The sequence below is a fragment of the Sorangium sp. So ce406 genome, from assembly GCF_051474675.1.
GTDB classification, from domain to species: domain Bacteria; phylum Myxococcota_A; class Polyangia; order Polyangiales; family Polyangiaceae; genus Sorangium; species Sorangium cellulosum_G.
Genome location: NZ_CP150340.1, coordinates 4,978,439 through 5,005,094, shown reverse-complemented (window position 1 = coordinate 5,005,094; position 26,656 = coordinate 4,978,439). Strand labels below are relative to the sequence as shown.

Below are 26,656 nucleotides of genomic sequence, written 5' to 3'. Positions count from 1 at the left end.
CATTGACTTTCACTTACGGCTTCGGTATGCGTCGGAGACATGTCGCGATTTGCGCTGTTTCTCGCACTTCCGTTGCTCTTCAACGTCGGCTGCGGGGCGGAGTCCGGAGACGACGAGCCCGATCCGCTGGCGGGCATCCAGATCATCAGCGACGACCTCAGCGACATCCCGTTGCGCGGCGCTTCCGCGGAGCAGGTGGCCCGGTTCAAGGACGGCGACAGGCTCTTCGACTTCGTCTTTCGCGAGCGCGACGGGCTCGGGCCGCTCTACATCCGCACGTCGTGCGCCGGGTGCCACGAGGGGGCCGCGCGGGGCCCGGGCGCCGTCCAGAAGATGGTGCTCGTCGAGGCCGACGGCGTGACGCCGGCGACGGACCAGGCGGCGCTCCCCTACGGCAACACGATGCGGCCGTACGGCGTCGGCGGGGCGACGATCCTCTCGCAGCCCGAGGGCACGCTGACCCTCAAGCTCTCGCAGCGCCTCGGTCCGCCGGTGTTCGGGCGCGGGTACATGGAGGCGGTCGACGACGCCGAGATCGAGCGGGTCGCGGCCGAGCAGGCCGCGCGCGGCGACGCCATCCGCGGGCGCATCAACCGCGTGGTGTTCCACTCGAAGAAGAACGCGGACGAGGCGTTCCACACCTTCGCCGAGGGCGACGAGAACCTCATCGGCCGCTTCGGGTTCAAGGCGCGGGTCGCCACGCTCGACGACTTCACGGCCGACGCGTACCAGGGCGACATGGGCATCACCTCGCCGCTCCGCCCCCACGAGCTGCCGAACCCCGACGGGCTCACGGACGACGCCAAGCCGGGCGAGGACGTGGACGTCGACACGGTGAACGCGGTGGCCGACTACATGCGGCTGCTCGAGATCCCGAGGCGCGCGCCCGCCGACGCGCGCGGCGAGGCGCTGTTCGCCGAGGCCGACTGCGCCGCCTGCCACGTCCCCTCGCTGCGGACGCGGGCCGACTACCCGATCGCGCAGCTCGCGGACATCGACGCGCCCGTCTACACCGACTTCCTGCTGCACGACCTCGGCCCCGACCTCGCCGACGGCCTCGCCGACGAGTCCGCGAGCCCCGCCGCCTGGCGGACGGCGCCGCTCATCGGCATGCGCCACAGCACCTCGTACCTCCACGACGGCCGGGCCCGGACCATCGAGCAGGCGATCCTGCTCCACGACGGCGCGGGGTCGGAGGCCGCCGACTCGGTCGCCGCGTTCCGCGCCCTCCCCCGCGAGGATCGCGAGGCGCTCATCGACTTCGTGCGCTCGCTCTGATCGCGAGCCGCGCGATCGCGAAGATCCACCGCGCGCGCTCGCCCCGGCGAGGCGCGACAAGGAGCTCGGACATCCATGCGAATCTCTCTCCGCCTGCGGTCCGGTCTGGCCATCGCCGCCGCCGCCCTCTCGCTCCCCGCGTGCGGGAGCGACAACGAGACGCTGCTCACCGACGCGAAGTACGAGCAGAACGCCGTTCAAGACGTGAAGCTCTTCATCCAGGACAACCTCGACGCGTTCGCCGCCGCCACGGCCGAGCTCCAGGCGGCCGCGCCCGAGCCGGACGAGGACGGGTGGAGCGCGACGACCGACGAGGAGGCCGTCGACGCGATGAAGGCCGCGTGGAAGAAGGCGCGGCAGTCGTACGAGCGCGTCGAGGGCGCCATCGCGGTCATCTTCCCGGATTTCGACTACTCGACCGACGCCCGCTACGACGCGTTCATCGAGGTGACGGCCGACGACGACCTCTTCGACGACGAGGGGGTGACCGGCGTGCATGCCGTCGAGCGCATCCTCTGGGCGGACCAGATCCCGGAGCCCGTCCTCGCCTTCGAGTCGGCGCTCACGAACTACGAGGCCGCCGCCTTCCCCGCGACCGAGGCCGAGGCGGCCGCGTTCAAGGACGAGCTCTGCGCGCGCCTCGCGGCCGACGCCGAGACGATGCGGTCCGACTTCAAGAGCCTCGCGCTCGACGCGCCGTCCGCGTACCGCGGGGTCATCAACTCCATCCTCGAGCAGGTCGAGAAGACCAGCAAGGCGGCGACCGGAGAGGAGGAGTCGCGCTATGCCCAGTACACGCTGGCCGACATGCGCGCGAACGTCGCGGCCGGCGAGCGGACCTACCAGGCCTTCCAGCCGTGGGTCCTCAGCAAGGGCGCCGAGGGCGCGGAGGTCGACGAGGCGGTCCTCGCCGGCTTCGACCGGCTGTCGAGCGCGTACGACGCCGTCGAGGGCGACGCGCTGCCGCCGCTGCCCGAGGGGTGGAGCGAGCAGGCGCCGACCGAGGAGCAGCTCGCGACGCCGTTCGGGAAGCTGTTCTCGCTCGTGGAACACGAGAGCGACGACGCCACCCCGGGCACCCTCGCCTACGACATGACCCGATCTGCAGATCTCCTCGGCATCGACGCCCTTCCTTAGGCGCACACCCGCTTCGGATACGGGCCCATCTCGACGTTTTCGGTGCTCGGCGTACAGGAGTACGCCTGCGCGCCGAAAACGCCGATCTGGGCCCGTCTCCTGTGCGGGTGCGCGCCGCGATCGGGCGTCCGTGGCGCGGGGGCGGTCGGGGGCGTCAGGCGGCGGGGGTCCACCGGACGAGCACGCAGGTCACGTTGTCGGGGCCGCCGTGCAGGTTGGCGAGGTCGATCAGCGAGCGCGCCGTCGCGACGAGGTCGTCGCCCTGCGCGAGCGCCTCGGCGATCTGCGGCTCGGGGACCGGGCCCGAGAGGCCGTCCGAGCAGATCAGCAGGAGATCTCCGGCCTCGGGCTGCTCGAGGCGCGTCGCGACGTCCACCGTCTTTCCCATCCCGAGCGCGCGCGTCACGACGTTGCGGGCGAGCAGCGGGTCCACGTCGTCGGGGAGCTGCTCGCCGCTGTGCAGGTGCTCGTTCCAGAGCGAGTGGTCCTCGGTGAGCCGCTCGAGCCGGCGCTGACGGTACCGGTACACCCGGCTGTCGCCGACGTGCGCGATGCACGCCGAGGTCGCGTCGGCGTAGACGCCCGCGAACGTGGTCCCCATACCGTAGAAGCGCGGGTCGCGCTGCCCCACCTCGAAGATGCGCTCGTTGGCGCGCCAGATCGACGAGACAAGGCGCAGCTCGAGGGGCGCCGTCAGCTCGTCGTAGCCGGTGGGCTGGGTGATCTCGGTCTCGCTGTCCTTGCAGAAAGACTGGACGATTTCGACCGCCATCCGCGACGCGATCTCCCCGCCGGCGGCGCCGCCGATGCCGTCCGCGACGATGAAGAGGCCCAGGTCCAGGTCGACAGCAAAGCTGTCCTCGTTGTGCTCGCGCTGGCGGCCAACGTGGCTGTCACCGGCGGCTTCGATGCGGAGCGGGGGGTTCACGGAGCTTCCTCGTCGTCGGTACGTGGGGATACCCGGGCAGCATCCAGCGACCGGACGCCTCGCGCAAGTCGGGAAGGGCGCCATTCGCGCGGAGGGCGCCCGCGCGCGGGCGCGTCACGTACGGTCACCAAAAATGGGCACGCGTACGCCGACCGTCACGTGCGAAGCGCGGCGGTCGCGTGGGGCGGGAGCGGCGCGAGCGGCTCGCTGCGCTGCCCGGCCGGCGGCGGGACGCTCGCCGCGAGGGCCTCGAACCGGCCGCTCTTCCAGGTCACGAGCCCGCCCGAGAGGCGGGCGGCCTTGCCCGCGCGCGGGTCGGATTTCAGCCAGACCAGCGGGCGCGCGGCGAAGACGGGCTTGGTGCACGCGACGTCCTGGAAGGCGGCCGACCACGAGCCGGTGTTCCCGAAGAACAGCCCGCCCTCCCAGACGCCCTCGGGCGTGTGGGTGTGGCCGAAGACGACCGCCCTGGCGCGGTGGGCCCGGGCGACCTGACGCGCGGCGCGGCTGACGCGCTGCCAGGTCGCGTCGAGCGGGAGCTTCGGCACGAGGCGCTCGTAGACGACGAGCCCGGCCGGCGCGACGAGCGCCGCCGGTGCGAGCCAGCCCGGCGCGAGCAGCACCCACACGAGCGCCACCGCGACCGCGAGCAGCCCCAGGATCGCCCGGTCGAGCCAGAGCTCGCGCGCGACGAGCCCGAGCCGGTCCTCGGCCGGGGGCGCGAACAGGCGGGCGTGGCGGGCCACGGCGCGGAGCGGGGCGCCCGTCTCCTGCGCGGCGGCGGCGAGGCTCTCGCGCAGCCGGGCGCGCCGCCCGGGCTCGCGCCGGCGCACGAGCTCGACCACCGTGCGGAGCGCGCCGAGGGCCCAGGCGACCGCGAGCGATCGGCGCGAGAACATGTAGTAGCGCGCCCAGTGCGCGAGGTAGCCGAACGCGGACAGCATGAACGAGCTGTCCACGTGCGGGTTGAAGTAGCCCATCCGCGAGACAAGCAGCCGGCACACGAGCGAGCCCATGGTCGGCTGGATCTCGCCCGGCTTCCGCCCGAACGGGACCATCGGGTAGCGGTAGCTGCAATAGGCGTCGTACTGGTTGCCGTGCTCCACGATGATGCCGTCCGGCGTCTTGTGGAACCAGGCGCGGAACACGACGCGCGCGCCCAGCGATGCGCGCGCGTGCGCCTCGTGCGCCTCGTGCGCCTCGTGCGCCTCGTCAGAGCGCGGCGCCTCGCCCAGCGCGGCGAGCGCCGCGTCGACAACGCGGGCCCGGACCAGATCGCGCACCTCGGGCAGCGTGAGCTGAACGTCATGGTTGCCGGAGATGAACACGACGGTGTGGCCGTCCGCGACGACCCGGCCGAGCGCCTCGATGAACACCGGGTGATCCGCGAGGATCGCGCGCATGGCGGGGACCGCGTGCTCGGCGCTGCGGGGGAGGTCGTGAAAGACGCTCTTCTGGTCGATCACGCGCGGCGCGTCGAAGTCGAACACGTCCCCGTTGAGCACCAGCGTGAGCTCATGGCGCCCCGCGCCGCGCGCGGTGCCCTGCGCCATCTCGTCCCGGAGCGCGTCCAGCATCGCCGCGACCTCGCTGTCGGGGGAGTAAGGAGCCTGACGGTAGCGCATCCACAGACCGTCACCCGGCTCGAGCTCACAAAGATGGATATCTGAGATTGCCACCGTATGGAGCATCCGAACAAGGTGACACACGCGCCTGTTCACGATTGTCAGGGAACTGTCACGACTCCGTGTCGGGCCATGAAGGAATTGCGGGAGGCAGGGCGCCGGCGCTCGGTCGGCCGGTCGTTCCACGCGAGCGATCCCGCGATCCGCGTCGCGGCGTGCGCCCTGGACTGCGAGCGCTGCTGGGCGCCTGGCGTCCGTGGTGGCGTCGTGTGCGAGGCCGTGCGCGGCGGGGGTCAACGAGCGCGTGAGCGCGCGAGGCCACGCCGGCTGCGGTGCGGGCGAGACAGGGCGCCTCGAGGCGCCGTGCGGGCGAGCGTGGGTATCGTGGCGATGCGCCGCGGTCACGTCCGTGCAATCGCCTGCCGCCCGGGGAGGCCCAGGCGGCAGCAGCGACACGTTGCGGGGAGCGGCGGTGTAGGGGCCGATGCCTGCGTTGCGGGGAGCGGCGGTGTGGGGACCGATGCCTGATCGGCCATCGCGTGCCGCGCGTCAGAGCCCCTGCCGGAGCCAGGTCGGCTCTGCGTGGCGGGCTACGCGCGGCACCGGCGTTGTTTCATCGGGGCCCCGCCCCGGCCCTCCGGTCCGCTTCACGGCCGGCGTCAGCAGCCGGAGCCTTGGAGCCGGTCTCCCCGGCGGAACCGACAGGGACCCGAGAGCGGATCGTGGTGATCCTACTGGTGGCCCATGGGCGGGCAGCGGTGATGGTCGTGGTGATGACGTTCGTCCATGAACCTGAACATTTCATCCAGGATCTGCGCGATGGCGATGTTGTTGTTGTTGTTGTTGCTGACGATGGGGAAGCCGCCGAAGCCGAAGCCGCCGCCGAAGCCGCCGAGGCCGCCGAAGCCGAGGCCGGGGAAGCAGCCGAAGTTCCGAGCGCCATCGCGGCCGCTCTGGCCCTGCGCGCCGCCGACCAGATCCTGCAAGCCCGTTTGCGTAAGCCCCACCTGGCTGAGCTGACCCACGGGCCCCTGCACGAGCGTCCCCTTCTTGGACGGCCCGCCCTTGCTCGGCCCGTACAGGTCCTTGCTCGGCGCCTGGGCCTGGTACCCGCCCCGCTCCTCCACCGCGCTCTCCTCGAGGGCAGCGGCGGTCGAGTCGAGCTCCTCGACCTCGTCGAGGCCCGCCTGCTCGAGATCGGCGTCCGCCGCGTCGACGGCGCACCCCGTGCCCAGCGCAGCCACCACCATCGCGAGTCCCAGCACCTTGCTCTGAATCGAGATCATGTTGTCCTCCTCAATGTCCCAAGATGGCCCGAAGCCCCGAACCATCTTGAGCTCATCGAAGAGCAGGTTGTGTGCCTCAGCCCACGTGTGCAGACACTGCCGCTCCAATATCCCACCTCCGGCCTCGCCACGCGCGAACGGCAATCTCTGGATCTTTGCAGGCATTGGTCTTCCGATATCTCGACGCGAACACGGGCGGGACGGCCCCCACGCGGGGCGCGTGTCGCCCACGGGCCGAGCGCGCCATGCTGGTGATGACGAACTCGCCACCATGGCGGCCGGAGCCCGCAGCGCAGCGGGCGGCGCTCCTGTCGCGCATTCGCGCGCCTCGCCGGCGGCGCGGCCGTCGCGGCGTGTCCGAGGCCGTGCGCGGCGGGGGTCAACGAGCGCGTGAGCGCGCGAGGCCACGCCGGCTGCGGCGCGGGTGAGACAGGGCGCCTTGAGGCGCCGTGCGGGCGAGCATGGGTATCGTGGCGATGCGCCGCGGTGATGTCCGTGGAATCGCCTGCCGCCCGGGGAGGCCCAGGCGGCAGCAGCGACACGTTGCGGGGAGCGGCGGTGTAGGGGCCGATGCCTGCGCTGCGGGGAGCGGCGGCATAGGGGCCGATGCCTGCGCTGCGGGGAGCGGCGGTATAGGGGCCGATGCCTGATCGGCCATCGCGTGCCGCGCGTCAGAGCCCCTGCCGGAGCCAGGTCGGCTCTGCGTGGCGGGCTACGCGCGGCACCGGCGTTGTTTCATCGGGGCCCCGCCCCGGCCCTCTGGTCCGCTCCGCGGCCGGCGTCAGCAGCCGGAGTCTTGGAGCCGGTCTCCCCGGCGGAACCGATAGGGACCCGAGAGCGCTTCGTGGTGATCCTAGTCACACCAGTGGCCGCTGTGGTGATGATGGTCGTGACGGTCGTCCCTGTTAAAATTATGGAAGAGGTGGTCCAGGATCTGCGCGATCACGATGTTGTTGTTGTTGTTGTTGCTGACGATGGGGCCGAAGCCGCCGAAGCCGCCGAAGCCGCCGAAGCCGCCGAGGCCGCCGAGGCCGCCGAAGCCGAGGCCGGGGAAGCAGCCGAAGTTCCGAGCGCCATCGCGGCCGCTCTGGCCCTGCGCGCCGCCGACCAGATCCTGCAAGCCCGTTTGCGCAAGCCCCACCTGGCTGATCTGACCGATCGGCGCTTGGCCGACCTGACCAATGGGCGCCTTGCCGAGCTGACCGACGGGCGCCTGCGGCCCGAGCATCCCCTTCTTGGACGGCCCGCCCTTGCTCGGCCCGTACACGTCCTTGCTCGGCACCTGGGCCTGGTACCCGCCCCGCTCCTCCACCGCGCTCTCCTCGAGGGCAGCGGCGGTCGAGTCGAGCTCCTCGACCTCGTCGAGGCCCGCCTGCTCGAGATCGGCGTCCGCCGCGTCGACGGCGCACCCCGTGCCCAGCGCAGCCACCACCACCGCGAGTCCCAGCACCTTGCTCTGAATCGAGATCATGTTGTCCTCCTCAATGTCCCAAGATGGCCCGAAGCCCCGAACCATCTTGAGCTCACCGAAGAGCAGGTTGTGTGCCTCGGTCCACGTGTGCAGGCGCTGCCGCTCCAATATCCCACCTCCGGCCTCGCCACGCGCGCGAATCGGGCAATCGCTGGATCTTCGCAGGCGCTGGTTTTCCGATATCTCAACGCGAACACCGGCGGGACGGCCCCCGCGCGGAGCGCGCGTCGCCGCGGGCCGAGCGCGCCATGTTGGAGATGACGAACTCGCCACCATGGCGGCCGGAGCCCGCCGCGCAGCGGGCGGCGCTGCTCTCGCGCATTCGCGCATATCACCGGCGGCACGGCCGTCGCGAACGCGGCGGGATGGCCCCTGTCCGGGCTCGCCCATGGACGGCGCGCGGCGCCGCGCCGCCGGTCATATGACCCGGCCGCACCGCGCCTGAGCCGTCCTGGAGATACCGAGACTCCTGCGCCTGACCTGCTCAGTCTGCGCCGTTCGTGCATCAATGAAGGCAAGACACGAGTCGATCGACTCCGGCCGTAACCGTCCGCCTCCATCACCGCAGCTCCGCGGCGGGCGGTCCGAGACGAGCCACGCGGACATCCCCCGTTGAGCAGCATCGTGAGCTCGTGGCGCGCGGCGCCGCGACCTCGCCGTCGGAGGCAAAGGAGCCTGACGGTGGCGCATCCACAGACCGTCGCCCGGAACGAGCTCACGAGGATGGATATCCGAGATTGCCACCGTATGGAGCCTTCGATCACGGTGACACACCCGCCTGTTCGCGATTGCCAGGGAACGTCGCGACGTCAACTCAGGCCATGGCGAAAGCGCGGGAAGCGGGGCACCGACGCTCGGCCGGATGGTCGGGCGTTCTGCGTTATGTGCGATACAACTCGCGGCGATCGCCCTGGACTGCGAGCGCTGGATACATAGGCTCCGTGGTGGGTCAATGTGCGATGCTCTGCGCAGACAGGGGTCGACGCGCGCGAGGCAACGCCGGCTGCGGGGCGGGAGAGGCAGGGCGCCTGGCGGCGCACGGCGGGCGAGCGCGGGTGTCGCGGCGGCCCGCCGCGGTCACGTCCCTGGCGTCCCGGCCCGCCCGGGCGCGAGGCCCAGGCGGCTGGAGAGTAGAGCTGCGGAGAGCGGCGGTGCCTTGGCCAATGCCTGATCGGCCATCGCGTGCCGCACGTGTCAGAGCCCCTGCCCGACTTCTGGCCGCCGCTTTGCGGCGGGGCGCGCGCGGCACTGGCGTGATGTCTCAGGGCCTCGCTGGCCCCGTCGTCGCTTCGCGGCCGGCGTCACCAGCCGTTCGGCGCCCTGTTTCCCCAGCCGAAGCTGGCGGGACCCGCGACCCCATAGGGGATAGCGGGGACATGGGAAGCGCCTTCGCAACGATGGATGTCATGCGGCCAGAAGTGCGGCGGGCAGTCGCGGTGCATGTCGCGGAAGTGATCCATGAGCGCGATGACGATGTTGTTGTTGTTGTTGTTGATGGTGACAGGGGAGAAATTGCTGAAGCCGAAGCCGCTGACGAACCGAGACACACCGAAGGCCGGCACGCCGAATCCGCCAAAACCCGGCATGCCGAATCCGCCGATGCCCGGCGCGCCGATCCCCCCCGGCACGCCCACGGGCGCAGGCACCGGCTGGCCGACGGGAATCTGGCCGATCGGCACCTGGCTGATCGGCGCCTGGCTGATCGGCGCCTGGCTGATCGGCGCCTGGCCGACCTGACCAACGGGCGCCTGGCCGAGCTGGCCAACGGGCGCCTGGCCGAGCTGGCCAACGGGCGCCTGGCCGAGCTGGCCAACGGGCGCCTGCGCCCCGAGCAGCCCCTTGTCCGGCACGCCCTTGCCCGGCCCGAGAACATCCTTGCCAGGCGCCTGGAACCCGCCCCTCGCGTCCTCCTCGCCCTCCTCGAGCGCCGCGGCGGTCGAGTCGATCTCCGCGGCCTCGTCGAGGCCCGCCTGATCGATCTCCGCGTCCGCCGCGTCGACGGCGCACCCCGTGCCCAGCGCCGCCATCACCATCGCGAGTCCCAGCACCTTGCCATGAATTGAGAGCATGTATCGTCCTCCTCGATGTCCCATGATGGCCGGAAGCCCCGAGCCATCTTGGGCTCATCGAAGAGCAGGGTGTGTGCCTCAGCCCTCGTGTGCAGACACTGCCGCTCCGAGCTCCCACCGCCGGCCTCGCCGCGGGCGCGAAAAGGCAATCTCTGGATCTGGGCAGGCGCTGGTTTTCCGATATCTCAACGCGAGCACCAGCGGGACGGCCCCCGCGCGGAGCGCGCGTCGCCCGCGGGTCGGGAGCCTCATGTTGGAGATGGCGAACTCACCACCATGGCGGCCTGGGCCGGCCGCGCCGCGCGCAGCGCTCCTGTCGCGCATTCGCGCAGATCACGGGCGTCGCGGCGGTCGCGAGCGCGGCGGGATGGCCCCGCTCTCCGCTCGCACACGGACGGCGCGCGGCGCCGCGGCGCCGGCCATATGACCCGGCCGCACCGCGCCTGAGCCGTCCGGGAGACGTCGAGCCTCCTGCGCCTGACCTGCTCAGGCTGCGCCCTTTGTGCATCAACGAAGGCAAAGACACGAGTCGATCGACTCGGGCCGTAACCGTCCGCCTCCATCACCGCAGGGCCGCGGCGGGCGCTCCGAACGAGCCACGTGGAAGCGTTCATGCGCCATGAGACCACCAGAGAGGCGCACCGGGGCCGATGTGAGTAAACATGCGCGCGCCGGTTCGGGGCCCGGCGAACTTACATTTACCTACGGCCGATGGGTTGGTAGAATTTTCGTCTGGAGGGCGCATGAGCGAGCCGAGCGAGACGGAAGGGGCCGACACCGGCCGCCGCTGTGTGTTGGACGCGGTCGCCACGAGCGCGGCGGCCTTCGCCGCTGGTCGCGGGCCGGCGGCGCCCGCGGCGCCTCGCACCGCGGCGGAAGCGCCGCCGCGCACGCTCGGGCGGACGGGCGCGCAGGTGGACGCGGTGTCGCTCGGCGGAGAGGGGATCCTCCGGACGACCGGGCGCCATCGGGAGGCGGTGCCGGTGATCCTGGAGGCGCTGCGCCTCGGGGTCAGGTATTGCGACACCGCGCCTGCGTACCAGCAGAGCCAGGACTACTACGGTGAGGCCTTCCGCGCCGCCGGCCCGAAGGCGCGCGAGCAGGTCTTCCTCGCGTCCAAGACGCACGCGCGCGATCGCGACGGCGCGCTCCGGCTGCTCGACGACAGCCTGCGCCGCCTCGGGACAGACCACCTCGATCTGTGGCAATTGCACGATCTGCGCGAGCTCGACGAGCTCGACGCCATCTTCGGCAAGGGGGGCGCGATCGAGGCCGTCGAGCAGGCCAGGGCGGACGGCCGCGTGCGGCACGTGGGGATCACAGGGCACCACGATCCGCAGATCCTCGTCGAGGCGATGCGGCGTTATCCGGTCGACACGGTGCTCTGCGCGATCAACCCCGCGGATCCGGCGCGGCTGCCCTTCCTGCCGACGGTGGTCGAGGAGGCGCGGCGGCGCGGCGTCGGCGTCATCGGCATGAAGATCATGGCCGCGGGCCGCCTGCTCCAGGACCGCGCGGCGAGCCCGGGTGAGCTCATCCGCTACGCCGCCAGCCACGCCGACACGGTGATCATCGGCTGCTCGTCGGTCGCCGAGGTGCGCGAGAACCTCGGCGCGCGGTCCCTCCCCTTCCCCATGCCGCCCGCCGAGCGCGCCGCGCTGGAGGCGCGGGTCGCGCCGCGCGCCGGCCGCTACGACTCGTTCAAGGCATGAGCGCCGCCTCGCCGCCCCGCGGTCTGCGGCTCGGCCGCGGCCCTCACGGCGGTCCGACGTCCTTGCAGCAGCGGAATCCGAGGTGGTAGTTCGCGTGGCTGGACTTGCTCATGAGCCGTGTTCCGTGCCAGTCGGGCGCGCGCCAGCGGCAGTCGTCGGCGTGGACATCCATCGATGAGAACGCGAACCAGCTGCCTTTCATCTCGGTGAAGCCGCGATCGCCGCGCCGAGCGAGCTCGCCGGGCAAGATGGGCAGGCTCATGTGCTCGGCCACGTTGCCGTGCAGATCGAAGACGCCGAGGCTGCTCCGGCACGCGGGGAAGGCGCCGGCGGGATAGGTGTTGGAGCCGCAGCGGTCCCACCCGCCGCCCGGGCAGCCCGGCGTGCGCGAGCTCCCGGTGCCGCAGAGCGCGTGGTTCTTCTCGGGGCCATAACTCCACACCTTCTCGCGCAGCAGGTTGTGATGCCAGCTCGCCTCGTCGCGCGGCCTCTCCCACTCGTACTCGACGTCGGGCTCCCTCAGGGCGCCGGCGCACGCGCCCTCCCACTCGTGCGCATCGCAGATCCGCTTTCCGATCGCCCTGCACAGGAGCGCCGCCTCGCGCGCCCGGACGTGCACCACGGGGTACTCGCAAGGGATGTTGGGGAACTCGAGCTGATCGATGCAGACGCGGGCGCTCTCCGCGGTCTGGCCGCGCGTCGGGTCGAAGAGCGGCACCATCCCCGGCGCGCCGCAGGCCGGCTCGCGCGCCGGCGCGACGCCCGAGAGCGTCCGGATGCGGCGGCACTCGGACCGCGACATCGGATGGCGCGTGAGCGCCGGGTTGCCCTGGCCGAGCACCGGCGAGGCCGCGAAGATCGCCTCCACGCGCAGCATCGCCTCGTCGGAGAGCGCGAGCTCGCGCCGCATCGCCCCGAACAGCCGGCGGCGCTGCTCGTCCAGCGTGGCAGGCGCGATGTCCTCGTCGTCGACCGTGAGCGTCACGCGCTCGGGCGGCGGCGCTGGCGGCGCGCGCCCCCGCAGCGCGGTTGAGACGAGGGGCGCCGCGCCGCGCGCCGCCGGCGTGGGCGCGAGCGCCCCGGTCCACACGGCCACGCCCGCGGCGGCCGCGACCGCGACGGCCGCGACCGCGGCGACGACGGCGGCGGCCTTTCCGCGGCCGCGACCGCGCGCGGGCGCCTGGGCGGCGCGCACGCCGGCCGACAGCGCGGGCAGCGGATCGCTCGGCGCGGGCGGCCGCGGCGCGCATGCCGGCTCTCTCGGCGTCTCGGGGCAGGACATCGGCGCGCGATCTCGCGCTACCACCTACGAGCATCCATCGATTCCGGCAAATTTCGGGGCGCGCGCGGCCGCTTTCCGGCCCGATCGGCAGCTTGACGGTGCTGCCCGGGGCACGTCAAATGGGACGCTGTGCGAAGGGCGGCGCTCCGAGTCCTCTACCTGGCGCTCCTGCCGGTGTTCGTCCTGTTCGCGCTGGCCCTCGCCCCCGCCGTTGTCGCCTCGCGCCTCGCGAGCCGAGGCCACGTGTGGCGGCCGGAGACGTGGAAGAAGATCTCCTACGGGAGCCGCTATTTCCGGTCCTCGTTCCGGGGGAGGCTCGGCGAGATGGTCGACGTCATCGACGTCCTCCGCGATCGCCTGATCCTGCTGTTCGTCATCGTCGCCGCGCTCTGCGTCCTCGGCGGGCTGTCCGTGCACCTGCTCGACATCGGGGTCCCGCGCTGGGCTTCCACGTGGCCCGAGGGGTCGATCGCCTCGTTCATCGCGTCCGATCTCGCGTTGTTCCCGGCGGGCGGCAGGCTCTCCTTCGCGAGCGGCGCCGCGCTCGTCCTCGTCGGGTGCACGGCGCTCGCCCTGCTCGCCCTCGGGATCTCGCTCTACGCCTGGCTCGCGTCCGCCCTGGGCGAGGCGACCCGCGTGATCCTGCGGTACGGCGGCGCGGCGACGCTCTTTCCCGACCCCGGGGACGCCATCCCGGGCGGGCGGCTCGTGCTCTGCCAGGTCTCCGATCTGCACATCACCGCGGACGGCCGCGAGCCGTACGAGATCGAGGAGGGCTCGGCGGCGTGGCCCGAGGGGGTCCCTCGCCCCGACACCGCCGAGCTGACGGGCCGCCTCCGGCGGCTCGTCGCGGAGATCGCCGCCATGAATCCGCCGCTCGTGGCGCTGACGGGCGACATGACCGACCTCGGGGAGGTGGCGCAGTGGGACGAGCTCGAGGCCGCGCTCTCCGGCATTCCGGCGTCGTCGCAGGTGCTCATGGTGCCTGGCAACCACGATGTCGCCATCAACGTCGGCACGTCGCCCGATCCGTACCTCACGAAGCGGGCGGAGCGCGAGCAGCGCTTCATCGACGTGCTCACCCGCGTGGAGCGCGGCCCGTTCCAGCCCCGCCTGCACGTCCCGGCCCGCAAGCGCGCGCGCCGGCGGCTGCGCGCGATCGCCGGCCTGTATCCGAGGCGGCTCGAGCTCGAGGGCGGTATCCGGATCTTCGGGCTCAACTCCAACCGTTACAGGTCGCGGTTCGTGGGCTCGAACGCCATCGGGCAGATCGGCGGCAGCCAGCTCCGGCGGCTGGCCCGCGCGCTCCGGCGGGGATCCGGCCCCGTCGTCGTGCTCCTGCACCACCACGTGGCGCGCCTCGCGGGGCCGATCTCGCTCAACGACACGTTCATGATCGCCATGGATGGGCCGCGCCTGCTCGAGATGCTCGCGGCATACCAGCAGAAGAACCCGAGGAAGAACAGCGCCCTCATCCTCCACGGGCACAAGCACCTCGCGTTCTTCGGCCACTACCGCTCGAAGAGCGGCGGCCGCGTCAGCGTCTATGCGCACCCCTCGTCGACGCTGGGCCACGAGACGGACGGGCACCTCGATGGCGTCGCGCGGTTCGCGGCCATCCGGCTGACGGACGAGGGCATCTGGCGCGTCGAGACGCACCCGCTCCGGACGGCCCGCGCCGCCGTCGAGGCGCCGCCGGCCGCCGCCGAGGCCGCGGTGTCCTGAGGACCTCGTATCTCCTGGCATCGAGCCCGTCGCGATCCCAGAGCACCCGCCCGTCGCGCAGGGTCATCGCGCACTCGAGCCGCCGGTCGCCGTCGATGCGCGCGCCCCTCGTGTCGACATAGCCGTACCGCCCCGTCTCGAGGCGCAACACCGCGATGTCCGCCGCCGCGCCCTCGCCGAGGGTGCCGAGCTCGGGTCTGCCGATGATTGCCGCGGGGGCCGCCGTGCTGCGGCGGATGAGATCGGGGAGCGACATGCCGAGGTTCAGCATCTTGGACACGACGTTGACCATGTCTCCCATCGCCCCGTTCAGGCTCTGGAGGTGCATGTCGGTGCTGATCGAGCTCGGGAGGAAGCCCTGGGCGAGCGCGGGCACGGCCTGATCGAAAACGAAGCTGCCGCCCCCGTGGCCGAGATCGAAGACGACGCCGCGCCGCGCTGCCTCGAGCACGTACGGGCGCACGCGGCCGCTGGCGTCGACGACCGGCGTTCGCCCCGGGATGTCCGCGTAGACATGCGTGAAGATGTCCCCCGGCCGGAGCTGCGTCAGCAAGAGGTCGCGCAGCGAGAGCTCGGGCACGTGCTGGCCGAAGTCGACCATCACCCGCCCCCCGGACGCCCGCGCCGCCTCGACGGCCCGCAGCACGGGATCCCACGTCGGGCCGGCGTAGTGCGCGACCTTGACGCCGACGACCTCGTCGCGGTTCGCCCGCGCCGCCGCTGCCGTCCTGGCCGCATCCATGTCCCCGAGATCCTGCTCGGCCTGCCCGCCGCGCATGCCGCCGCCGACGATGTTGAGGAACGCCAGCACCCGGGTCTTCGAGTGCGCGATCGTCTGCGCCTTGAACAGCTCGACGTCGCGCCAGCCGGAGCTGCCCGCGTCCACCACGGTCGTCGTGCAGCTGCGCGGCGCGAAGCTGTCCGGCGCGACGGCCTGGTAGCTGTTGTTGAGGTAGGTGCCGTCGGCGGTACCGAAGAACACGTGCGTGTGGATATCGACGAACCCGGGCGCGACGACGAGGCCCGCCGCGTCGACCACGGCGCGCGCGCGCGCAGGGTCGATGTCGACAGCCACCCTGGCGATGCGCCCGTGGCTCACGGCCACGTCCAGGATCCCGTCGCGGCCGTTCGCCGGGTCGATGACCCTCCCTCCCCTGATCAGCAGATCGTACTCCCGTGCTTGCGCCGGCGGGGCGGCCGCAACCACCGCCGCGGCGACGACGAGCGGGCCCAGCGCGGATGCGCGCCGCGCCCCGAAACGACGCAGGTACGAGAGCGGCACCCCGCGCATCCCATTCACCTCCGCGCGGGCACGTAACTCTGTACTCGGCCATACGGTAGCCGCCCGCGCGGTCCGGGTCGCCCGCGTTGACCGCGGCGTCGTCCGCCGAAGCTGTATCTTGACACCCTGCGGCATTCCCGCCCACGATGCGCAGGTGACACATCGCCCGCTGACGTCGCCCGCGGTCCCCGCTGTCCCCCACCCCTCCGCCACGGTCCTCACCCTGGCGCTCTCGCTGCTCGCCGGCGCGTGCCAGGGCTGTTCCAAGGGCACGAGCCCGGCCTCCGACAAGGGCGCTGCGCCCAGCGCCGTGGCCTCGACGGGCGCGCCGGCGGGCGAGGCTGCGCCGACCGCGGGGTACAAGGTCGGGATGGTGCTGGTCGGCCCCTACAACGACAAGGGGTGGAACCAGGCCCATTACGACGGCATCCGCGCGGTCCTCGCAAAGATGCCGGACGTCAGCTTCGAGTACGTCGACAAGGTGAACCCGGCCGACCGCCCCAACGTGAAGGGCTCCCAGGTCGCGGACGACCTCATCTCCCGCGGCGCCAGGGTCGTGATCTACAACTCCGACGACTACAAGGACGACGCCCTCGAAACAGCGCGCAAGCACCCGCTGATCAACGTCATCCATGTCTCGGGCGATTACGCCTGGAAGGACGGCAAGAACCACAAACCCCAGGCCAACATGGGCAACATCATGGGGCGCATCGAGACCGCCAAGCACATCTCGGGGTGCGCCGCGGCGCTCGGCACCGAGACGGGCAAGATCGGGTATCTCGGCCCGCTCGTGAACGACGAGACCCGCCGGCTCGTCACCTCGGCGTACCTCGGCGCGCGGCACTGCTGGGAGACCTACCGGAAGAAGAAGCCGGAAGAGCTCACGTTCAAGGTCACCTGGATCGGCTTCTGGTTCAACATCCCGGGCGTCACGCTCGACCCCACCAAGGTGGCCGACGACTTCTACAGCAGCGGCTTCGACGTGCTCCTGACCGGGCTCGACACGCCCGAGGCCGCGCTGCAGGCCAAGAAGGCGAGCGGGGCCGGCAAGAAGGTCAAGTACGTCCACTACGACCACAAGGCCGGTTGCGATCTCGCGCCGGAGATCTGCCTCGGCGTCGCCTACTACAACTGGGCGCCGCTCTACCGCGACGTCATCGAGAGATCGCGCGCTGACAAGTACAAGAGCGAGTTCGTCTGGGCAGCGCCGGACCTCCGCGACCTGAACGGGGAGGCGTCGGTCATCGGCTTCCTGCCCGGCCCCGCCCTCGGCGAGCAGAAGGCGCAGCTCGACGCGTTCATCCAGGCGCTCGCCGGCGGGCTCGACCTCTTCAAGGGGCCGCTCAAGTTCCAGGACGGGACCGAGTTCCTGAAGGACGGTGAGGCCGCGACGCCCCAGCAGATCTGGTATCTGCCGCAGCTCGTCCAGGGGATCACCGGGCCGAGCAAGTAGCCGCGTCGGGGCGGTGCTCCATGCGGATCGAGATCGAGCGCATCACGAAGCGGTTCGGCCCGGTCACGGCCAACGACGGCGTGTCGCTGACGATCCAGGCGGGCGCCGTCCACGGGCTGCTCGGCGAGAACGGCGCCGGCAAGAGCACCCTGCTCCGCATCCTGGGCGGGCTCCTCCGGCCGGACGCCGGCCGCCTGCTCTTCGACGGCCGCCCGGTCGCGCTCGCGAGCCCGGCCGACGCCCTCGCCGCCGGCGTCGGCGTGCTCCACCAGGAGCCGCTCGACTTCCCGCCCCTCACCGTCCTGGAGAGCTTCCTCGTCGCGAGGCCGCGCGCGGGAGGCGCCGCGCGATCGGCGGCGAGCCGCGCGCGCGGGGCGGAGATCTTCCTCCCCCGCCGCGCGGCGCGCGACGAGCTCCTCGCGCTCGCGGCGCGGTTCGGCTTCTCCGTCGATCCGGACGAGCAGGTCGCCCGGCTCACCCTGGGCGAGCGCCAGCAGATCGAGCTGCTGCGGCTGCTCTCGCTGGGCGTCCGCGCGCTGCTCCTCGACGAGCCCACGACAGGGATCTCCGCCGCGCAGCAGGAGGCGCTGTTCTCCGCGCTGCGGCGGCTCAGGCAGGACGGCCAGGCGATCGTCCTCGTGTCGCACAAGCTCTCGGACGTCGAGGCGCTCTGCGACCGCGTGACGGTGCTGCGGCAGGGCAAGGTGGCGGGCGAGGCGGAAATGCCGGCCGGGGCCGAACGCCTCGTCGCGCTGATGTTCGGCAAGGCGCTCGCGCCGCCGGAGCGGCTGCCGACCGCGGGCGACGGCGCGGCGCTCTCGCTCGAGGACGCGAGGTTCGGCGATCACCGGATCGAGCTGCGCGTCCCGCGCCTGGCCGTGCGCCGCGGCGAGGTGCTCGGGCTCGCGGGCCTCGAGGGGAGCGGCCAGCGCCTGCTGCTCCGCGCCTGCGCGGGGCTGCTCCGGCCGCGGCGCGGCCGCGTCGCCGTCGGCGAGGCCGACCTGACCGGCCGCCCCTACCAGGCCTTCCTGCGCGCGGGCGTGGGGTACCTCCCGGCGGACCGCCGCCGCGAGGGCCTCATCGCGGGCCTCTCCATCGAGGAGCACGTCGCGCTGCGCGCGCCCCGGCCGGGGCTGCTCCTCCACCCGCGCGAGATCCGCCGCGCCGCCGAGCGCGCGATCGAGGCGCTCCGGATCCGGGGGCGGCCGGAGACGCCCGTGGAGCTGCTCTCCGGCGGCAACCAGCAGCGCACGCAGCTCGCGCTGCTCCCCGCGGACCTCACGCTGCTCCTGCTGGAGCACCCGACCCGGGGGCTCGACATCGAGTCGGCCCGCTGGGTCTGGGAGCAGCTCCTCGCGCGGTGCAAGGGCGGGACGGCGCTCCTGTTCGCGTCGTCCGAGCTCGACGAGCTCATGCGCTACAGCGACCGGATCCTCGTGTTCAGCGGCGGGCGCGTCTCGCGGCCGGTCAGCGCGGCCGAGCTCACCCTGGACCGGCTCGGGCGGATGATCGGCGGCGAGCTCGACGAGGTCGCGCCCGCGGAGCACGGCGCGGAGCACGGTCGATGAGCGCCGGGCCGGACGACCGAGCGGGGTCCAGCGCGCGCGCGGCGTGGGCCGGCGAGCTCGCTCCCCGCCTGGCGCCGATCGCCCTGTCGCTCGCGCTCGTGGCGGGCCTCTGCGCCCTCCTCGGGGCGTCGCCGGTGGCGGTCGCATCGAGCCTGTGGGAGGGCGCCTTCGGCTCCGCAGAGCAAGCGGCGCGGGTGCTCGCCACCCTGGCGCCGCTGCTCCTCTGCGGCAGCGGTCTGCTGTTCACATTTCGCGCCGGGCTGTACCACCTGGGCGTCGAGGGGCAGCTCGTCATCGGGGCCCTCTGCGCGACCGGCGCGGCGCGCGCGCTGTGGCCGGGCCTCCCCGCGGGGGCCGTCGTCGCGCTCTGCGTCGCCGCGGGGGCGCTCGGCGGGGTGCTCTGGGGCGCCCTCACGGGCGCGCTGCACACGCGCGGCCGGGTGAGCGAGATCTTCGCGGGCCTCGGCATGAACTTCGTGGCCCAGGGGGCGGTCCTCTACCTCGTCTTCGGGCCGTGGAAGCGCCCCGGCGTCGCGTCCATGGCCGGCACCGAGCCGCTCGACGCCGCGCTCTGGCTCTCCACGCTGGGCGGCACCGAGCTGAGCCCGGCCGCGCTCCTGCTCGCGGCCCTCGCGCTCGTCGGGACCGCGGTGGTGCTCGGGCGGACGCACCTCGGGCTCCGGCTGCGGGCGGTGGGGCTGAGCCCGGAGGCCGCGGAGGTGCTCGGCGTCCCGGCGGCGCGGCAGATGCTCCTCGCGTTCGCGATCTCGGGCGCGCTCGCGGGGGTCGCCGGCGCGCTGCAGGTGCTCGGGACCTTCCACCGGCTCATCCCGAACGTCTCGAGCAACCTCGGGTTCCTGGCGCTGCTCGTCGTGATGCTCGCGGGCCGGCGCGCCGCGCTCGTCGCGCCGATCGCGCTGTTCTTCAGCGCGCTGAACGTCGGCAGCCTGAAGCTCCCCATGACGCTCGGCGTGGAGTCCTCGCTCTCGGGCGTGCTCCAGGGGGTGCTCGTGCTGCTCGCGATCCTGTCGCCCTGGGACATGCGGAACATGCGAAACATGCGCAGAATACGCGGCGGCGGCCGGCCGGAGGAGGCCTGATGGACGTCGGCGCCGAGCTCCTGCCGCTCCTCGCGACCGCGCTCGCGGCGTCGACGCCGCTCGTCTACGCGGCGGTCGGCGAGACGCTGGCCGAGCGCGCCGGGGTCATCAACCTCTCGGCCGAGGGCGCGATGATGCTCTCGGCCATGGTGGGCTTCGCGGCCGCGCTGACGACCGGGAGCGTGCTCGCCGGCTTCGCCGCCGCGGCCGCGATCGGGGCGCTCGTCGCGCTCGTCGTGGCGATCGGCGGCGTCCATCTGCGCCGGTCGCAGATCGCGATCGGCTTCGTGCTGGCGATGCTCTGCGCGGATCTCTCGTCGGTGCTCGGCGGCCCGTTCGTGCGGGTGCCCGGGCCGACGGTGCCGGGCGCGTCGATCCCCGTGCTGCGGGACGTGCCGGTCCTGGGGCCGCTGTTCTTCCAGAGCGATCCGGTGGTGTACGCGAGCTACGTCCTCGTCGCCGGCGCGTGGCTCTTCCTGTACCGCACGCGCGCGGGGCTCCTGCTCCGGGCCGTCGGGGAGCAGCCGGCGGCGGCCCACGCGCGCGGGGCGCGCGTGACGCGCGTGCGCACCGCGGCGACGCTGGTGGGCGGGGCGCTCGTGGGCATCGGCGGCGCGGCCTACTCGCTCGACTTCAAGGCGGGCTGGAGCCACCGCCACACGGCGGGCTACGGCTGGATCGCGCTCGCGATCGTGATCTTCGGCGGCTTCCACCCGGTGCGGGCGGCGCTCGGCGCGTACCTCTTCGGCGTGCTGTCGTCGATGGCGAGCCTAGGCCAGAGCGCGCTGCCGTCGGTGCCGACGCAGGTCTTCAGCGTGGCGCCGTTCGCGCTGATGATCGTGGTCCTGGGGCTCACCTCCAGCGGGCTGCTGGAGCGCCTCCGCGCGCTGCTCCCCGACGCCGCGCGACGCCCGCTGTTGCGCGCGTTCGACGCGACGCCTCCGGCGGCGCTCGGGAAGCCTTACCCGGCGGACGCGGACGCCACCGGCGAGAAGCCGCGGGACGCGGCTCAGGGAGCGAGGTAGCAGACCTCGAGCCAGGGGCGGTCGCTCTGGTCGGGGTGGTCGCTCGAGCGGTAGGACGTGCTCGCGGTGGGATCCTCCTCGAGGAGGAAGCCGTGGTTCGGCGCGGCGCCGTCGACCCACGCCTGCACGAGCTCTGTCAGGTCGGCGGTCACGGCGTACGACCCGACCCAGGCGAGGTCGGCCTCGACGGCCCCATCGTAGCTCGCGGCGAAGCTGCGCCAGGTGACGTTGCCCTCGCTCCACGGCGCGGTGACCCGGTGGACGCGGACGACCTGGTCGCTCGATCCGTAGGCGACGGCGCCGAACTCCGCGGACGTGACGGTGGACCCGACCGGGATGCCGCCGAGCCCGAACCAGTAAAGCGCTTGCTGGCGGGCGCCGTGAGCCGTGCCTGTGGCGGTGTAGGGGCTGAGTCCGTCGTTGTAATCGGGGTACGCCTCCAGGAGCAGCGCGTCTGAGACCTGGCCGGAGGCGCCTCGCTTGAGGGTGACGCACACGCCGACGCACGCGTCCCCGTGGCCGTCTCCATTGCTGTCGACCTGGTCTGGATTCGGGGTGTCCGGGCAGTTGTCGACCGCATCGCAGACGGCATCGCCGTCGCTGTCGCCGCGGGGACAGGGGTCGCACGCGTCGCCCACCCCGTCGGCGTCCGCGTCGGCCTGATCCGGGTTGCTCACGTCGGCGCAGTTGTCGCAGGCGTCGCCGACGCGGTCGCGGTCGCGGTCGGCCTGGCCGGGGTTCACGGCGTCGCGGCAGTTGTCGGTCGCGTCACAGACGCCATCGCCGTCGCGGTCGCCGCGCGGACAGGGGTCGCAGACGTCGCCTATCCCGTCGCCGTCCGCGTCGGCCTGGTCCGCGTTCTTGTGGTAGGCGCAGTTGTCGCAGCCGACGCCCAGGCCGGGCGCGACGCCGTCCCCGTCGTAGTTCCCGAGCGATGTGACCGAGCGGTGATAGGCGTCGCAGACGTTCCGCTCGGCGCACGGGGTCCGGCCGGAGAGCGCGTCGAAGAGGCAGAGGCGCGACGAGCCCTCCGTCGACGCGACGTCGACGCTGACGAAGCCGAGGAACACCGACTGGCCGCGGTTGATATCGACCCGCACATCATTGCATGTGGTCGGATCGTAGAGGGCGAGCACCGCGGGATCCGTGAAGGTCTTCTTGAGCGTCAAGTTATTGCAATAGCAACGCTTGTCGCTCGCGACCGTGTCGAGGCGAACCCCGTTCAGGTACAGCGCGAACTCGGCGCTCCCGCAATCGGCGTGGCTGATGTTGAACGTGATCGCGGTCGCCGCCCCGAACGCCGTGCCGGGGAACGCCGCGAGCATGAAAAGCACAAAGCAAGCGCGCGCGGCGCTCGTACGGATGTGTCGCATGGTATCTCTTATATTCTTCCCGCGCCCAGCACACAACACTCATGATGGGTTTCGCGTGCGCTCTGCCCGGGCCTGGCACGGCGTGGCGTACGGCTCGGCGCCGGGGTCAGGCTGCGGCGTCAGGGCGCCGATCGGGTGATGCCGCTTTCAATTCGACGCGGCGCGGGCGTGGCGCGCGTTCAGGTGGTGGAGCATTGATGATTTTTTGCGGTGCTCCGCTCCGACCGGCGGTCGCTGGGCGAGCGGGGTGCGGGTGGGATGTGCGGTGACGATCGGGCGTGCGCTGATCTGCCCGGATACCGACAGGAGAAGACGCGGACACGAAGCGAGCCTTGACCGGTGCAGGCAGATTCAGCGTCCGGTCGTGGACGCGGCGCCCGCCTAGACGCGGGGCGCCCTGCGCGCGGCGCGACGGAGCGGCGCGACGACGGCCAGGAGCAGCATGATGAGCGCCGCCTTCGGCGTGGAGCTCCGCGCGAAAGCGCAGCCCGACGCCTCGTGCTCGACCTGCAACACCTCGCTTCGCTCGCTCTCGTTGCCGGCCTCGTCGATCGCCGAGACCGCGATGTAGACGTCGCGACCGACGTGATCCTCGTCCACATAGAGGAGCATCGCGTCGCCCTCGAGCCACGCGTCCGGCTGCGCCTTGGAGCGCGCTTGCTCCGGGCTGAAGCCCACATACACGGCGTAGACCAGCGCCTCCGCGGGCGAGTGATCGTCCTCGCTCCGCTCGGCCAGATCGAAGGTCAACGTGGTCATGTCCCCGCAGCTGTTCGCTCCGCAGGCGGGCTCGTTCGCCTGGAACTCGACGTCGCCGCGCGCGAGCACCGGCGCGCTCGGCGCGGCGTCGTCGATGACGTCGGAGGTCCGGACGAGGCGCTCGACGGTGGGCCTCAGGCGCAATCGGTACGTGGTGCTGGGCGCCAGCGTCTCGGCGGGGCGAAGCACGCTGTAGCCCGGCGGGGCGACGGGAACGTCGGAGCCCGCACCGGCGACGGAGGCGCCGGTCGCCTCGTCGACCAGCAGGTGCGAGAGCTCCGGGAGGTCGCCCGAGATCACGATCGCCACATTGCGTGGCACCGTGGTGAGCTCTCCCGGAGCGCCAGCCGCGGTGAGCTCCGTCGGTGCGCCCGCGCGCAGGAAGCCTTCCGAGACGCTTGTATCCACCGGGTCACAAGCGCTGGAGCGCCCGCCGGCGGTCAGCACGCCGAGCCCGATCGCGAGCGAGAGGCACGTTCCGAGGTTCATACCGGCGTATCAGAGCAAGCGGCACGCCACGCGACCGCGCGCCGTCAATCGGCCGGAATGGCGTCATCGGGTGTGATCGTGGCGTCGTGCCGTGAAATCCAGACAGGCTGCGGTATCGTACCGAGACCCACGTGGTTCCTCGGCGACGTCGACCTTCGCCGTGGACCATCGGAGTTCGCCGCCGCCGATCGCGGTGGTAGGCCGAGGCTCTTCGGAAACGACACGCCGCCACCGGGGCCGCGCAGCAGCGCCACGCCGGCGCCGCCGCGCGTTCAGACGCGAGGCCGGATCAGCTGATCCCCATCGGCGCGCCGCCCTCGGCCACGAACCGATCGGCGATGTCCACGAGCAACGCGTCGGTGGCGGGCTTGCTCTTCACGGTGACCTGGGTCTCGTCCGGCAGGAGCACGAACGAGCCGACCACCTTGCCGTCGAGCCGCACCTCGTGACTCCCGCCGGGCGGAGCAGAGGCGACCTCATACACCTTGCCGTCACGTGCCTTGATCTTCATGCCCTAGCGGTAGCACGCAGCGGCGCCGCGCGCGTTTGCCGGCCGCGCGCCGCGCGCCGCGGCCTCCAGCGCGGCGGAATCCCGGCCGCCCAGGGCGAGCGCGCCTCGGCAGGCGGACCGCCGCGGCGCGGGCGCGACGTCGGCGAGGAACGACGCGGCGCGACGCCGCGGAGCCGGCGTGAGGAGGCGCGGGCGCGGCGCGCGGCAGGCGAGAGAGCTCCCACCGCGAGCCGATTGCGGGGTAAGATGCGCCCGCGCGCCGAGCGCGAGGAGTGTGCACCGTGCCGAGATTCGATCTGGTCCTGAGCCCGTCGCTCGCACCGGCGAGCCGGGGCTCTGCGCGGAAACGATCCAGGAGACCGTCGTGAGCGCGGCCTCCTCGCAGAGCATCGAACCACGGACCGCCGCCGCGGGCATCCCGCTCGACCTCGATTGCTGATGTCGATGCCAGAGTCTGGCCAGCCCTCCGAGGGCGGCGGCGGGTGGATCGTCCTCGGCGTCCTGAACGAGATCCTCCTCAAGCTCGCGAGCCAGCCGGACCTGAGATCGCTGTGGGAAGAGGTCTGCTCGAGCGCGCGCTGGATCGTGCCGTCCCAGCGGCTCTGCGTCGTGCTCGGCAACGACGGCGGCGGCGCCCGGATCGCGGCGAGGTACGAGCACGGCACCTTCGAGTACGGCGCGCCCGAGGGCGGCGGCGTCGTCGTGGACGCCTGGATGGTCGCAGCCCTGGAAGCGCAGCGCGCCGCGTGGTTCAAGGGGCCCTGGACCGAGGCGCGGGAGGCGGACCTCGCGCGCGCGTGGCTCCTCGCGGAGGATCCGGACGTCGTGTTCCACGTGCCGATCCAGGTCTACAAGAAGACCATCGGCACGATGCTCTTCGCGCTGGAAGACCAGCGCCAGATCGACCGGAAGGCGCTCGCGAGCGCGACCACGTACGCGCTGTACGTCGGCGCCACCTACACGATGCTCAAGAACTCGCTCGACCTCGCCGACGCGAGCGCGCAGCTCCGCGAGCAGAACGAGGAGCTCGAGCGCGTGCAGATCGAGCTGCGCGTGCAGCTCGATCGGGTCCGCGCGCAGCACGAGGCGATGCTGGAGATGTCGACGCCGATCATCCAGGTGTGGGACAGCGTGCTCACGCTGCCGGTGATCGGCACGGTCGACGGCGCGCGCGCGGCGCGCATGATGGAAGAGGTGCTCGCCGCGATCGTCGCGCACAGCGCCCGGTTCATGATCGTGGATCTCACCGGCGCGCAGGCGACCGACCCCTCCACCATCGAGCACCTCATCAGGCTGTTCGCGGCGACGAGGCTGCTCGGCAGCCAGTGCATCGTCTCCGGCGTCCCGGCAGGGATGGTCAGGCGCATCCTGGACGCCGGCGGGAGCCTCGAGGGGATCCCGGTGTTCAGCACGCTGAAGAGCGCCCTCGAGCACGCGATGGGCGCCATCCGACAGAAGCCGCGGTGACCGCCTCCGGGAGGGCGCCCGGACACGGAGGCGCGCCGCGCGTCCCATGGTACGCCCGCGACCGCAGACAGGAGCGTGAGAGATGAAGCTCGCAATGATCGGACTCGGGAGGATGGGCGCCAACATGGCGCGCCGGCTCATGCGCGGCGGCCACGAGGTCGTGGCGTACGATCTGAACCAGGAGAGCGTGAAGCAGCTCGCCGCGGACGGCGCAGAGGCGGCCTCCTCGCTGGGCGACGCGGTGGAGAAGCTCGCGCCGACGCGCGTCGTGTGGGTCATGCTCCCCGCGGGCGCCACGACCGAGCGCGTCGTCCAGGAGCTCGGCGAGCAGCTCGCCCCTGGCGACGTGATCATCGACGGGGGCAACACCTACTTCAAGGACGACGTCCGCCGCGCCAGGGAGCTCGCCCCGCGGGGCATCCGCTACGTGGACGTGGGGACGAGCGGCGGCGTGTGGGGGCTCGATCGCGGCTACTGCCTCATGGTCGGCGGCGCCCCCGAGGCGTTCTCGCTGGTGCTGCCCATCCTGCGGACGCTCGCGCCGGGGACGGGGGACATCCCGCGTACGCCGGGCCGGCAGGAGGCGCAGAGCACGGCCGAAGAGGGCTTCCTCCACTGCGGCCCCGTCGGCGCCGGGCACTTCGTGAAGATGGTCCACAACGGGATCGAGTACGGCCTCATGCAGGCCTACGCGGAGGGGTTCGACATCCTGAAGAACGCGGCCACCCCGCGCCTGCGCGAGGAGCACCGGTACGACCTCGACCTCGGCGAGATCGCCGAGGTGTGGCGGCGGGGCAGCGTGGTGGGCTCGTGGCTGCTCGATCTCACCGCGATCGCCCTCACCGAGAGCCCGGATCTGGGCGGGTACAGCGGCTTCGTGCAGGACTCCGGGGAGGGCCGCTGGACCGTCATGGCCGCGATCGAGGAGGCGGTGCCCGCGGAGGTGCTCTCCTCGGCGCTCTACGCGCGCTTCCGCTCGCGCCACGACCACACCTTCGCCGAGAAGGTCCTCTCCGCGATGCGCCACAAGTTCGGCGGGCACCTGGAGCGCCCGACCGGGGGCTGAGCGGCGCCTGCCGATCGACCCGGCGACCCTCCGCGGCCGCGCCCCGATGC

General features: G+C 72.3%; 19 protein-coding genes and 1 pseudogene. 10 read left to right on the top strand and 10 right to left on the bottom strand.

Annotated elements, in window-relative coordinates; genetic code table 11:
* The first annotated feature begins 39 nt into the window (after positions 1–39).
* Together WME96_RS18295 and WME96_RS18290 are read left to right on the top strand one after the other, a co-directional pair.
* Complete coding sequence (locus WME96_RS18295; RefSeq protein WP_437291403.1) at positions 40–1,278, top strand: di-heme oxidoredictase family protein; 1,239 nt, start codon at positions 40–42, stop codon at positions 1,276–1,278.
* A 75-nt stretch (positions 1,279–1,353) separates the two neighbouring features.
* Positions 1,354–2,415: an EfeM/EfeO family lipoprotein gene (locus WME96_RS18290; protein WP_437291402.1), complete on the top strand. Its 1,062-nt coding sequence runs from the start codon at positions 1,354–1,356 to the stop codon at positions 2,413–2,415.
* A gap of 154 nt (positions 2,416–2,569) precedes the next feature.
* On the opposite strand, the gene WME96_RS18285 is transcribed toward WME96_RS18290, so the two are convergent.
* The 5 genes from WME96_RS18285 to WME96_RS18265 all read right to left on the bottom strand — a co-directional run bounded on the left by WME96_RS18285 (position 2,570) and on the right by WME96_RS18265 (position 9,758).
* The gene (locus tag WME96_RS18285; protein ID WP_437291401.1) at positions 2,570–3,343 is read right to left on the bottom strand and encodes a PP2C family protein-serine/threonine phosphatase; all 774 of its coding nucleotides are present in this window, start codon (positions 3,341–3,343) and stop codon (positions 2,570–2,572) included.
* A gap of 155 nt (positions 3,344–3,498) precedes the next feature.
* Positions 3,499–4,968, bottom strand: a complete 1,470-nt coding sequence (locus WME96_RS18280; protein WP_437291400.1) for a hypothetical protein — start codon at positions 4,966–4,968, stop codon at positions 3,499–3,501.
* Positions 4,969–5,699: 731 nt separating this feature from the next.
* A complete protein-coding gene (locus WME96_RS18275; protein WP_437291399.1) occupies positions 5,700–6,254 on the bottom strand; it encodes a hypothetical protein in 555 nt (184 codons plus the stop codon).
* Between the two features lie 853 nt (positions 6,255–7,107).
* Entirely contained in the window at positions 7,108–7,725 is a 618-nt protein-coding gene (locus WME96_RS18270; RefSeq protein ID WP_437291398.1) for a hypothetical protein, read from the bottom strand.
* A 1,301-nt stretch (positions 7,726–9,026) separates the two neighbouring features.
* Complete coding sequence (locus WME96_RS18265) at positions 9,027–9,758, bottom strand: hypothetical protein (protein WP_437291397.1); 732 nt, start codon at positions 9,756–9,758, stop codon at positions 9,027–9,029.
* Between the two features lie 779 nt (positions 9,759–10,537).
* Here WME96_RS18265 and WME96_RS18260 point away from each other — a divergent pair.
* Positions 10,538–11,506: an aldo/keto reductase gene (locus tag WME96_RS18260; protein ID WP_437291396.1), complete on the top strand. Its 969-nt coding sequence runs from the start codon at positions 10,538–10,540 to the stop codon at positions 11,504–11,506.
* Between the two features lie 43 nt (positions 11,507–11,549).
* Here the strand turns inward: WME96_RS18260 and WME96_RS18255 are convergent, their stop codons facing one another.
* Positions 11,550–12,788 carry an SUMF1/EgtB/PvdO family nonheme iron enzyme gene (locus tag WME96_RS18255; protein WP_437291395.1) on the bottom strand — a complete coding sequence of 413 codons (1,239 nt, stop codon included), beginning with the start codon at positions 12,786–12,788 and terminating at the stop codon, positions 11,550–11,552.
* Positions 12,789–13,112: 324 nt separating this feature from the next.
* Between WME96_RS18255 and WME96_RS18250 the strand changes: the two are divergent.
* Positions 13,113–14,270: pseudogene (locus tag WME96_RS18250) on the top strand (metallophosphoesterase); the annotation flags it as partial.
* Between the two features lie 55 nt (positions 14,271–14,325).
* Here WME96_RS18250 and WME96_RS18245 read toward each other — a convergent pair.
* Complete coding sequence (locus WME96_RS18245) at positions 14,326–15,804, bottom strand: amidohydrolase/deacetylase family metallohydrolase (protein WP_437291394.1); 1,479 nt, start codon at positions 15,802–15,804, stop codon at positions 14,326–14,328.
* 145 nt (positions 15,805–15,949) lie between these two features.
* On the opposite strand from WME96_RS18245, the gene WME96_RS18240 reads away from it, so the two are divergent.
* From WME96_RS18240 to WME96_RS18225, 4 genes are read left to right on the top strand one after another with little or no spacing between them, the layout of a single operon-like run.
* Positions 15,950–17,248 (top strand): BMP family lipoprotein, encoded by a 1,299-nt coding sequence (locus tag WME96_RS18240; RefSeq protein WP_437291393.1) that lies wholly within the window; start codon positions 15,950–15,952, stop codon positions 17,246–17,248.
* Positions 17,249–17,268: 20 nt separating this feature from the next.
* Positions 17,269–18,816: an ABC transporter ATP-binding protein gene (locus WME96_RS18235; RefSeq protein ID WP_437291392.1), complete on the top strand. Its 1,548-nt coding sequence runs from the start codon at positions 17,269–17,271 to the stop codon at positions 18,814–18,816.
* Positions 18,813–19,916 (top strand): ABC transporter permease, encoded by a 1,104-nt coding sequence (locus WME96_RS18230; protein WP_437291391.1) that lies wholly within the window; start codon positions 18,813–18,815, stop codon positions 19,914–19,916. Before WME96_RS18235 ends, WME96_RS18230 begins: the two co-directional genes overlap by 4 nt.
* The gene (locus WME96_RS18225) at positions 19,916–20,941 is read left to right on the top strand and encodes an ABC transporter permease (RefSeq protein ID WP_437291390.1); all 1,026 of its coding nucleotides are present in this window, start codon (positions 19,916–19,918) and stop codon (positions 20,939–20,941) included. The genes WME96_RS18230 and WME96_RS18225 overlap by 1 nt, the downstream gene beginning before the upstream one ends.
* Here WME96_RS18225 and WME96_RS18220 read toward each other — a convergent pair.
* The 3 genes from WME96_RS18220 to WME96_RS18210 all read right to left on the bottom strand — a co-directional run bounded on the left by WME96_RS18220 (position 20,926) and on the right by WME96_RS18210 (position 24,073).
* Positions 20,926–22,314, bottom strand: a complete 1,389-nt coding sequence (locus WME96_RS18220; RefSeq protein ID WP_437291389.1) for a DNRLRE domain-containing protein — start codon at positions 22,312–22,314, stop codon at positions 20,926–20,928. The two genes, WME96_RS18225 and WME96_RS18220, sit on opposite strands and share 16 nt — an antisense overlap.
* Positions 22,315–22,695: 381 nt before the next feature.
* Positions 22,696–23,562, bottom strand: coding sequence for a hypothetical protein (locus WME96_RS18215; protein ID WP_437291388.1), 867 nt, complete (start codon positions 23,560–23,562; stop codon positions 22,696–22,698).
* A 289-nt stretch (positions 23,563–23,851) separates the two neighbouring features.
* Positions 23,852–24,073: a hypothetical protein gene (locus tag WME96_RS18210; RefSeq protein ID WP_061614183.1), complete on the bottom strand. Its 222-nt coding sequence runs from the start codon at positions 24,071–24,073 to the stop codon at positions 23,852–23,854.
* Positions 24,074–24,517: 444 nt separating this feature from the next.
* On the opposite strand from WME96_RS18210, the gene WME96_RS18205 reads away from it, so the two are divergent.
* Complete coding sequence (locus tag WME96_RS18205) at positions 24,518–25,540, top strand: STAS domain-containing protein (protein WP_437291387.1); 1,023 nt, start codon at positions 24,518–24,520, stop codon at positions 25,538–25,540.
* Between the two features lie 82 nt (positions 25,541–25,622).
* Positions 25,623–26,606, top strand: a complete 984-nt coding sequence (gene gnd / locus WME96_RS18200; RefSeq protein WP_437291386.1) for a phosphogluconate dehydrogenase (NAD(+)-dependent, decarboxylating) — start codon at positions 25,623–25,625, stop codon at positions 26,604–26,606.
* Positions 26,607–26,656 lie beyond the last annotated feature (50 nt).

What these genes read in the sequence shown, in the direction of transcription:
- WME96_RS18295 (WP_437291403.1), top strand. Translation starts at nt 40, where the DNA reads ATGTCGCGATTTGCGCTGTTTCTCGCACTTCCGTTGCTCTTCAACGTC.
- WME96_RS18290 (WP_437291402.1), top strand. Translation starts at nt 1,354, where the DNA reads ATGCGAATCTCTCTCCGCCTGCGGTCCGGTCTGGCCATCGCCGCCGCC.
- WME96_RS18280 (WP_437291400.1), bottom strand. Translation starts at nt 4,968, where the DNA reads ATGCGCTACCGTCAGGCTCCTTACTCCCCCGACAGCGAGGTCGCGGCG.
- WME96_RS18275 (WP_437291399.1), bottom strand. Translation starts at nt 6,254, where the DNA reads ATGATCTCGATTCAGAGCAAGGTGCTGGGACTCGCGATGGTGGTGGCT.
- WME96_RS18270 (WP_437291398.1), bottom strand. Translation starts at nt 7,725, where the DNA reads ATGATCTCGATTCAGAGCAAGGTGCTGGGACTCGCGGTGGTGGTGGCT.
- WME96_RS18265 (WP_437291397.1), bottom strand. Translation starts at nt 9,758, where the DNA reads ATGGTGATGGCGGCGCTGGGCACGGGGTGCGCCGTCGACGCGGCGGAC.
- WME96_RS18260 (WP_437291396.1), top strand. Translation starts at nt 10,538, where the DNA reads ATGAGCGAGCCGAGCGAGACGGAAGGGGCCGACACCGGCCGCCGCTGT.
- WME96_RS18255 (WP_437291395.1), bottom strand. Translation starts at nt 12,788, where the DNA reads ATGTCCTGCCCCGAGACGCCGAGAGAGCCGGCATGCGCGCCGCGGCCG.
- WME96_RS18245 (WP_437291394.1), bottom strand. Translation starts at nt 15,804, where the DNA reads ATGCGCGGGGTGCCGCTCTCGTACCTGCGTCGTTTCGGGGCGCGGCGC.
- WME96_RS18235 (WP_437291392.1), top strand. Translation starts at nt 17,269, where the DNA reads ATGCGGATCGAGATCGAGCGCATCACGAAGCGGTTCGGCCCGGTCACG.
- WME96_RS18230 (WP_437291391.1), top strand. Translation starts at nt 18,813, where the DNA reads ATGAGCGCCGGGCCGGACGACCGAGCGGGGTCCAGCGCGCGCGCGGCG.
- WME96_RS18225 (WP_437291390.1), top strand. Translation starts at nt 19,916, where the DNA reads ATGGACGTCGGCGCCGAGCTCCTGCCGCTCCTCGCGACCGCGCTCGCG.
- WME96_RS18220 (WP_437291389.1), bottom strand. Translation starts at nt 22,314, where the DNA reads ATGCGACACATCCGTACGAGCGCCGCGCGCGCTTGCTTTGTGCTTTTC.
- WME96_RS18215 (WP_437291388.1), bottom strand. Translation starts at nt 23,562, where the DNA reads ATGAACCTCGGAACGTGCCTCTCGCTCGCGATCGGGCTCGGCGTGCTG.
- WME96_RS18210 (WP_061614183.1), bottom strand. Translation starts at nt 24,073, where the DNA reads ATGAAGATCAAGGCACGTGACGGCAAGGTGTATGAGGTCGCCTCTGCT.
- WME96_RS18205 (WP_437291387.1), top strand. Translation starts at nt 24,518, where the DNA reads ATGCCAGAGTCTGGCCAGCCCTCCGAGGGCGGCGGCGGGTGGATCGTC.
- gnd (WP_437291386.1), top strand. Translation starts at nt 25,623, where the DNA reads ATGAAGCTCGCAATGATCGGACTCGGGAGGATGGGCGCCAACATGGCG.